The sequence below is a fragment of the Neisseria sp. P0009.S007 genome (assembly GCF_051962515.1).
This window is the reverse complement of sequence record NZ_JBQCVF010000416.1, coordinates 1-1206: the sequence shown is the minus strand read 5'-3', so window position 1 is coordinate 1206 and position 1206 is coordinate 1. Positions and strand designations below refer to the sequence as shown.

The 1206-nt window shown below is 52.0% G+C and carries 1 protein-coding gene; it reads right to left on the bottom strand.

Features of this window, described 5'->3' with window-relative positions:
- Positions 1-1073 (bottom strand): polyamine aminopropyltransferase (locus tag ACTHS3_RS13730; RefSeq protein ID WP_440368220.1); only part of this gene is annotated, 1073 nt, incomplete at its 3' end.
- Positions 1074-1206: the final 133 nt, after the last annotated feature.

The window sequence follows — 1206 nt, the reverse complement described above, 5'->3', positions numbered from 1 at the left end:
TTTTCAGACGACCCTTCCAGCCATTTGGCGGCATCGTCGTTGACGACGTGCATTTTGGGATGGGACAGCGAGCCTTGATTGAGTGCGCTTAAGGTGGCTGAGGTTTTAAAGGTGGCGGTCATGTCGGGGTCGAGATCGACCAAAGTAACATTTTTGACCTGCGGATATTTTAAGACTTCGCGTGCCGCCAATCCGTCGCCGCCACCGAGAATCAGGACGCGTTCGGCGTTGGGAACCATCTGCATGGCAGGCAGAACGAGTGCTTCATGGTAACGGGCTTCGTCGCGTGAGGAGAATTGCAGGTTGCCGTTGATGTAGAGGCGGGTGTCGTCTTTCCAGCGGGTTACGACGAGCCGTTGGTAGGGCGAGTGGCTTTGATAGACAACGGGATCGCCGAAATAGCTTTGTTCGGCTTTAAAGGAAATACGGTCGGCGTAGGCGAAGGTGATGGCGAGGATGGACAAAACAATCAGCGCACGCAGGCGGATGGCGCGGTAACGGGGTAGTTCGGCTTTGAAGACGCGCGCGGTCAGATAGGCGACGGCGGCGTTGAAGATGCCAAACAACAAGGCGGAACGCGCCATGCCGAGTTTGGGGGCGAGTAGAAGCGGAAATAATAACGAGACGGCAAGTGCGCCCAAGTAGTCGAAGGTCAATACTTTGGAAACGAGTTCTTTAAATTCCGCCCCTTTTTGGTTTAACACGCGCATGACCAAAGGAATTTCCATGCCGACAACCATGCCGACAATCAGTACAAAAGTGTAGAGCAGGGTGCGGAACGGGGCGGCGGATAAACCGAAGGCTACAAATAATGCCAGCGCGGAAATACCGCCGATGATGCCGACCAGAAGTTCAATTTCGATAAAGCGGTGCAATACGTCTTTATCTTTGATGTATTGGGTCAGGTGGGCACCGATACCCATTGAAAACAGATAAAGCCCGATGACGGAGGAAAACTGCAAAATACTGTCGCCCAAAAGATAGCTTGCGAGCGCGGCGATGATGAGCTCATAAGCGAGGCCGCAGCTGGCGACGATAAAAACGGAGATGATGAGGGTGCGGTGGGCGTTCATGATGACGTTTTTGTTGCTTGAGTGTGGGCAATGTAATGATTTTTAAGGTAGGCTGCAAGTTTAATTATAGGATGTGGAAAAGGCCGTCTGAACAAATTGTTTCAGACGGCCTTTAATCTGTCAGGCATTAATA